Source organism: Thauera phenylacetica B4P (genome assembly GCF_000310225.1).
Classification (GTDB): Bacteria; Pseudomonadota; Gammaproteobacteria; order Burkholderiales; family Rhodocyclaceae; genus Thauera; species Thauera phenylacetica.
The window spans coordinates 20,225-27,433 of the sequence record NZ_AMXF01000039.1 but is presented as its reverse complement, the minus strand read 5'-3'; the positions used below and the strand labels follow the sequence as shown (position 1 = coordinate 27,433).

The following is a 7,209-nucleotide window of genomic DNA, read 5'->3' as shown; positions in this document are numbered from 1 at the left end:
CCCCTGGGGGGTGGCGCGGAGCAGGTCGCCGGTGTAGCCGCCGAGCTGCCGCCGGAAGAGGCGCGCGGTCCACACCGTCACCGCCGCAGCGGCCAGCAGGGCGCCGAGCGCGCTGGCGGGCGGCAGCAGGAGCAGCGGCAGCAGACCGCAGGCGGCGGCCAGCGCGAGCTCGGCCGGTGCCAGCGGGCGCGCGACGGCGGCCGACTTTGCGGAGTCGTCGGCGCGTACGTAGGGCAGGTGGTGCATCACCACGGTGGCGGCCAGGCGCGACAGCGGATGGGCGACGAGCAGGGCGAGCGCCACGTCCACGCCTGGCGACATGGGGTCGGCAGGCAGCACAGACGCAGCCGAGCCGGCGAGTGAGGCCAGCGCTGCCGGCTCGGCCAGTTCCACCAGCGCCGCCGCCTTGGCGAGCAACATCAGCACCATGCCGATGGTGCCGTAGCTGCCGATGCGCGAGTCCTTCATGATCGCCAGCACCTGCGCCTTGTCCCAGCCGCCGCCGAGGCCGTCGCAGCTGTCGGCGAAGCCGTCCTCGTGGAAGGCGCCGGTCAGGCGGATGGTGAGCGCCATCGACAGGATCACCGCCACGGCGGGCGGCAGCAGCCAGGCGAGGGCGAGGTAGCCGAGCGCGCCGACTGCGCCCACCACCCAGCCCACGAGCGCGAAGTAGCGCGCCGCGTGGTTCATGCGCTCGGCCGACCACGGCACCCAGGCGGGCACCGGGATGCGGGTGAAGAAGCCGAGCGCGGTGAAGAAGAGTTCGAGCTGGTAGCGCATCACCCCGGACTGCGGGCCTGGTCGCTCACCCCGGCGGACTCGAAGCTCGCCATCTCGTTCATGAAATCGACCGCCGCCTGCACGAGCGGGAAGGCGAGCGCCGCGCCGGTGCCTTCGCCCAGGCGCAGGTCGAGCTCCATCAGCGGTTCGGCCTGCAGGAAGTCGAGCTGCACGCGGTGGCCGGGCTCCTGCGAGCGGTGCGCGAACACGCAGTAGGACAGCACCGCCGGCGCCAGGCCGTGGGCGACGAGGAGCGCCGAAGTGACGATGAAGCCGTCGACCAGCACCAGCATGCGTCGCTCGGCCGCGCCGAGGATCGCGCCCGCCATCATGGCGATCTCGAGACCGCCGTACTGCACCAGCACCTCCAGCGGGTCGTGTGTCCGCCCGCCGCGCTGCAGCGCCTGGGCGAGTAGGCTGCGCTTGCGGTAGAGGCCGGGGTCGTCGAGGCCGGTGCCGCGGCCGGTGACGGTGTACAGCTCGGCGTCGTGCTCGGCGCCCACCAGGCAGTGGGTGAGCAGCGAGGCCGACGCGGTGTTGCCGATGCCCATCTCGCCCAGGCCGATGCAGTTGCAGCCGTTGTCGGCGAGCGCATGGGCGATGCCGCGCCCACGCTCGAGCGCGGCGTCGCGCTGCGCGGCGCTCATGGCGGTGTCTTCGATGTAGTTGGCCGTGCCGGGCGCGATCTTGGCGTCGATCAGCCCCGGGCGCTTGCCGAAATCGTGATTGACGCCGGCGTCGACCACCGTAAGGTCCAGCCCGAGCCGGCGGGTGAATACGTTGATCGCCGCGCCGCCGGCGAGGAAGTTCTCCACCATCTGCCAGGTCACGTCCTGCGGATAGGCCGACACCCCGGCGCGCGCCGCGCCGTGGTCGCCGGCGAAGACGACGATGTGCGGCTGGCGCAGCTCGGGGTCCAGGGTCTGCTGGATCAGCGCGATCTGGTGCGCGAGCCCCTCCAGGCGGCCGAGTGCGCCGCGTGGCTTGGTCTTGCGGTCGATCTTGTGGCGGATTGCGGCGGAGAGCAGGGGGTCGGGCGAGGCGATGGCGTAGGGCTTCATGCGGCGGGGGGCGGGTGTGGTGTGGAGGGAGGGGGGACGGGCGCCGGGTCGGTGGCTTCCGCGTCCGGCAGGTCGCGATAGAGGTCGGCGAGCGCGAGCTCGAAGTCGAAGGCGGGTAGGGCGAGACGGGCCGTTTCGCCGCTCGCCTCGCTCAGCACCCAGCGCCCGTCGTCGCCGCGGGTGAAGCACTCGACGTGGGCACGGTCCTGCGACAGGAAGAGCACGGTCTTCAGTTCCGCAAAGCGGCGATAGGCGGCGAACTTGTCGCCGCGGTCATGGGCCTCGGTCGAGGGCGACAGCACCTCGGCGATGAGGACCGGGTCTTCCTTGACCTGGCGACGGGCGCGGTCCGCGTCGGAGCATGTGACGAAGACGTCGGGGTAGAAGAGGTCGTCCGATTCGGCCAGGCGCAGGCGGACGTCGGACATGAAGACGTTGCAGCGCGTGCCACGCAGGGTCTGGCGCAAGGCGAAAGCCGTGTTGAGGCTGATCGCGTTGTGGACGTCCGACCCCCCCGCCATCATGAAGGCCTCGCCGTTGAAGAACTCCCAGCGCTCGGGCTGCTCCGCCTCCCAGGCCAGGAAGTCTTCCAGCGTCATCTTGTGCTTCTGTGCAGGCAGCCCCACAGCCCTCTCCCGGAAAGTGTGCTTCGCCGCGAAGTTTAGCCTTCCTTCAGCACCAGCGGCAGGCCGGCGGCGACGAAGACAACCCGGCGGCATGCGCTCGCCACCATCTGGTTGAGACGTCCGGCCTCGTCGCGGAACAGCCGCCCGAGCGGCGTCTCCGGCACCAGGCCGAGCCCCACCTCGTTGGCGACGAGGACGATGCGGCCGGGCAGCGTCGGCAGCGCGGCCAGCAGCCCGTCGCGCTCGTGGCGGAAGCGCGGCAGGTCCTCGGCTGTGGCGCCGGCGGGCAGGGTGTGGGCATCGGCGAGCAGGTTGGATAGCCACAGCGTGAGGCAGTCGACGATCAGGCAGCGCTCGGGCGCGGCCTCGCGCCGCAGCGCCTCGGCGAGCGCCAGCGGAGCCTCGACCGTGCGCCAGCCCGCCGGCCGGTCGGCCTGGTGGCGGCGGATGCGCGCCGCCATCTCCTCGTCGAGCGCCTCGGCGGTGGCGATCACCGTGACCTCTAGCCCGGAGCCGGCGGCACGCCGTTCGGCCTCGCGGCTTTTGCCGGAGCGCGCGCCGCCGAGGATGAGTTCGCATGTCATGGTCTTGCCTGGCCTTGCATGGTGAATTGCCTGTCTCTTTTTGCAGTGCACGATACTGCCCCGTACGGTATCATCCGACCCCACTGCCCCGGAAGGGGCAACGCGTTATCGGTGCCCGCGGGCGTTTCTCGCCCCGGGTTAAACGGGAAACAGGTGCGCGGCCCCTCGCAAACGAGGCCGCAATGCCTGTGCTGCCCCCGCAACGGTAAGTGCGCGCAAGGTGCGTCATGCAGCCACTGGGCATCCATGTCCGGGAAGGCGACCCACCCGTCCGGCCATCAGGCCGGCACAGCGCACGAGCCCGGAGACCGGCCGGAACGCGGATTGGCGGATGTGCCGCGGGGTGGCGGCGACGGGCGCGGTGGGTTCTCCTGCTCTCTTCGGTTCGACTCGGCTCGCGGTGCGTCCATGTGAGGTTGCCATGGCGTGCGGGGACGCGCGGCATGGCGAAGGGAGTTCCAACAATGAAAATCCGTCTTTCTGCGCTCGTTTCCGCGTGCGCGCTCGCCTGTTCCGTCGCGCCGGCCGCCCATGCGGCCGATGCCCAACTCGGCCACGTCGTCGTGACCGCCACCCGCCAGCCGATCAGCGCCGATGCGGCACTGGCCAGCGTGGATGTCATCGAGCGCGACGAGATCGCTCGCGCCGGGCACTCCAGTCTCCTCGGCCTGCTGTCCTCGCGACCCGGCGTGCAGATGGCACGCAATGGCGGCCCCGGCTCGAGCGGCAGCATCTTCATCCGCGGGGCGAACTCCGGACACACGCTGGTGCTGGTCGACGGGGTGCGCATCGGCTCCGCCACCAGCGGCTCTCCGGTGCTGGAGACGATCCCGCTCGAGCTCATCGAGCGCATCGAGATCCTGCGTGGCCCCGCTAGCGCGCTGTACGGCGCCGATGCGCTCGGTGGCGTGATCCAGGTGTTCACCCGCAAGGGCCGCGAGGGTTTTCAGCCCTCGGTGCGCATCGGGGCCGGCACGGATGGCGTGCGTGAGGCGAGCGCCACGCTCGCGGGCGGTGACGAGCGTCTGCGCTATAGCCTGACGGCGGGGCACGAGCGTGGCGACGGCTTCAACGCACGGCCGAGCTCGGTGACCGCTGCGGATGCCGACGACGATGGCTTCCGTGAGGATTACCTGAGCGCGTCGCTGGCTTTGGACCTGGGCGGCAATGACGAGATCGGCGTCAACGTGCTGTATTCCGACATGCGCAACTGGTATGACGCGGCACAGCCCTTCGACTCCTACCTCGACAAGCGTGCCGAAACCTTCGGTGCGTATCTGCGCAAGCAGCATTCCGCCGACTGGACCAGCACCCTGCGCTTCGGGCACGGCGTGGACGCCCTCGACAACCAGTCGAACGCGAGCACGCGTTCCCGTTTCGACACCACGCAGCGCCAACTGAGCTGGCAACACGATGTCGCCCTCGGTGGCGGCTCGCTGATGGCGGCGTACGAGTTCCTGCAACAGCGCGTGAAGACCACCTCCGATTTCGAGAAGACGCGTCGCCACATCAACGCTTTCCTGCTCGGCTGGGGCGGAGAATTCGATCGACATAACGTCCAGCTCAATGCGCGCCACGACCGCAACTCGCAATTCGGCGGCAAGACCACCGGCACCGCAGCCTATGGCTATCGGCTGTCGCCCGAGTGGCGTGCCCATGCCAGCATCGGCACGGCGTTCAAGGCGCCGACCTTCAACGATCTGTACTTCCCGCTCGAGTGCTACGGTGCCTGGGGCTGCTTCGGCGGCAATCCCGACCTCGCGCCCGAGGAGGCGCTCAACCGCGAGCTGGGCGTGGCTTGGGAGCGGAACGGCGTCGGTGTCGACCTGACCTATTTCAACAACCGCATCAAGAACCTCATCGACTGGAGCACCGGCATCGCCTCCAATGTGGGCAGGGCCAACATCCAGGGGGTCGAGGCGGCGCTGTCCGCGGGCCTCGGCGACTACCGGCTGCGCGCCAGCGTCGACCTGCTCGACGCGGAAGACGACAAGACCGGTGATCAGCTCGGCCGCCGCGCTCGCGTCGGCGGGGCACTCGCGCTGGAGCGTGCGGTGGGCGCGTGGACCTGGGGGGTGGAGTGGAACGGCAAGGGGCGACGCTATGATCAGGTGCCGAACGCGGTGTCCAACCGCCTGGGAGGCTACGGTCTGGTCGATGCCTACGCGCACTACGCCATGGCGCGCGACTGGAGCGTCGAAGTTCGTGCCAACAATCTTCTCGACAAGGACCATGAGCTTGCGAAGGGTTTCGCAACACCGGGCAGGAGTGCCTTCGTCGCGTTGCGCTACGCGATGCACTGACCGGCGATGCCCGCCGTCGCCCTGCGCGGGGAGTCGCGCTTGAGTCCGGCCATGCGCTGCAGGCGATCGCCGCTGGCGATCGCCGCGGTGCTGCTGTCCGCCGCGGCGATGGCCTTGCTGTGGGCGCTGGTCGCTGGCGAGCTGCCGGTCGCGGCGACCGACGTCTTCGCCGCCCTGGCCGGTGAGGAAGGCATGGGTGCGACCGTGATCCGCGAACTCCGCCTCCCCCGCGCCCTCGCCGCCTTCGCCTGCGGCGGCCTGCTCGCGACCGCGGGCGCCCTCATGCAGGTGCTGCTGCGCAATCCGCTCGCCGACCCCTACATCCTCGGCATCTCGGGCGGGGCGGCGGTGGGGGCGCTGGGGGCGATGGTGCTCGGGGCGGCGGTGTTCTGGGTGGACGTGTCGGCCTTCGCCGGGGCGCTTGCGGCGATGCTGCTCGTCTTCGGGCTCGCCCACGGTGACGGTAGCTGGACGCAGACGCGGCTGCTGCTGACCGGCGTCATCGTCGCCGCCGGCTGCGGCGCGGCGGTGTCCTTGATGCTGGCGCTGGCGCCCGATACGCGGGTGATGTCGATGCTGTTCTGGATGATGGGCGATGCCAGCGCGGCGTCGCGGCCGTGGCCGGCGCTGGCGGTGCTGGCGCTCGCGCTGGTCGCCGTGATGCCCTTCGCGCGCGACCTCAACGTGCTCGCGCGCGGCGAGCTCACGGCGCGCGCGCTCGGCGTGCGCGTCGGGCATCTGCGCGTCGCGCTCTACGTGCTCGCCTCGCTGCTCACCGCCACGGCGGTGACGCTGGTGGGTTCGGTGGGCTTCGTCGGCCTGGTGGTGCCGCACCTGGTGCGGCTGGCGCTGGGCAACGACCAGCGCGTGCTGATCCCCGCCGCGGCGCTCGCCGGCGGCACCCTGCTGACCCTGGCCGATACCGCTGCGCGCACTGTGATGGCGCCGCAGCAGCTGCCGGTGGGCGTGCTCACCGCGCTGATCGGCGTGCCGGTCTTCCTCTTTCTGCTCTCGCGCAGCCCGCGCGGTACGCCATGAACGCCGCCCGCCGCGTGCTGCCCGTGGATGACGCTCCGCTGCTCGAGGCCGAGCGCCTCGCGCTCAAGGTGGGCGAGCGGTGGCTGTGCTGCGAGTTCAGCCTGAGCCTGGCGGCAGGCGAGTGCCTGGTGCTGCTCGGCCCCAACGGCGCGGGCAAGACCACGCTGCTGCACACCCTCGCCGGCCTGCGCGAGCCCACGGTGGGCGAGGTGCGCATCGGCGGGCTGCCCTATGCGGCCTGGCCGGCCCTGGAGGCGGCGCGCTTTCGCGGCCTGCTCGCCCAGCAGCAGCCCGACCCCTTCGCGGCCAGCGTGCTCGAGACCGTGCTGGTCGGCCGCCATCCGCACCTCGGGCGCTGGGGCTGGGAGGGGCCGCAGGACGTGGCGATCGCGCGCGCGGCGCTGGAGTCGGTAGGCCTGGCCGGCTTCGAGCAGCGCGACGTGCAGACCCTGTCCGGCGGCGAGCGCCAGCGCGTGGCGATCGCGACCCTGCTGACCCAGGCGCCGCGCCTCTTCCTGCTCGACGAGCCGCTCAACCATCTCGACCTGCACCATCAGATCGCCGCGCTCGATCTCTTCCAGCGCCTGGTGCGCGAGGACGGCGCCGGGCGCGGCAGCGTGCTGGTGCTGCACGACATCAACCTCGCCGCGCGCTACGCCGACCACATCATCCTGCTCGACGGCCGCGGCGGCGTGATGGCGGGCGACCGCGACACCGTGCTGCGCGCCGACCTGCTCAGCCAGGCCTTCGGCCATCCGCTGCGGCGCATCGAGCACGCGGGGCGGGCGGTGTTCCTGCCGGATTGAGCGGAGCGGTT

Annotated in this window: 7 protein-coding genes and 1 riboswitch; of the genes, 3 read left to right on the top strand and 4 right to left on the bottom strand. The window is 71.2% G+C overall.

The window, feature by feature from the left end; all coding sequences use genetic code 11:
• The 4 genes from C667_RS07830 to cobU all read right to left on the bottom strand — a co-directional run.
• A partial coding sequence (locus C667_RS07830) for an adenosylcobinamide-GDP ribazoletransferase (RefSeq protein WP_004359980.1) occupies positions 1 to 780 on the bottom strand: 780 nt, incomplete at its 3' end.
• The gene (gene cobT / locus C667_RS07825) at positions 780 to 1,841 is read right to left on the bottom strand and encodes a nicotinate-nucleotide--dimethylbenzimidazole phosphoribosyltransferase (RefSeq protein ID WP_004359970.1); all 1,062 of its coding nucleotides are present in this window, start codon (positions 1,839 to 1,841) and stop codon (positions 780 to 782) included. The genes C667_RS07830 and cobT, both read right to left, overlap by 1 nt.
• Positions 1,838 to 2,467, bottom strand: a complete 630-nt coding sequence (locus tag C667_RS07820; RefSeq protein ID WP_004359968.1) for a Uma2 family endonuclease — start codon at positions 2,465 to 2,467, stop codon at positions 1,838 to 1,840. Before C667_RS07820 ends, cobT begins: the two co-directional genes overlap by 4 nt.
• A gap of 35 nt (positions 2,468 to 2,502) precedes the next feature.
• A complete protein-coding gene (cobU, locus tag C667_RS07815; protein ID WP_004359967.1) occupies positions 2,503 to 3,051 on the bottom strand; it encodes a bifunctional adenosylcobinamide kinase/adenosylcobinamide-phosphate guanylyltransferase in 549 nt (182 codons plus the stop codon).
• Between the two features lie 92 nt (positions 3,052 to 3,143).
• Positions 3,144 to 3,381, top strand: a riboswitch (cobalamin riboswitch).
• A gap of 134 nt (positions 3,382 to 3,515) precedes the next feature.
• Here cobU and C667_RS07810 point away from each other — a divergent pair.
• From C667_RS07810 to C667_RS07800, 3 genes are read left to right on the top strand one after another with little or no spacing between them, the layout of a single operon-like run.
• A complete protein-coding gene (locus C667_RS07810; protein WP_004359965.1) occupies positions 3,516 to 5,354 on the top strand; it encodes a TonB-dependent receptor domain-containing protein in 1,839 nt (612 codons plus the stop codon).
• Between the two features lie 51 nt (positions 5,355 to 5,405).
• Positions 5,406 to 6,392: a FecCD family ABC transporter permease gene (locus C667_RS07805; RefSeq protein WP_004359963.1), complete on the top strand. Its 987-nt coding sequence runs from the start codon at positions 5,406 to 5,408 to the stop codon at positions 6,390 to 6,392.
• Positions 6,389 to 7,198 carry an ABC transporter ATP-binding protein gene (locus C667_RS07800; protein ID WP_004359961.1) on the top strand — a complete coding sequence of 270 codons (810 nt, stop codon included), beginning with the start codon at positions 6,389 to 6,391 and terminating at the stop codon, positions 7,196 to 7,198. Before C667_RS07805 ends, C667_RS07800 begins: the two co-directional genes overlap by 4 nt.
• Positions 7,199 to 7,209 lie beyond the last annotated feature (11 nt).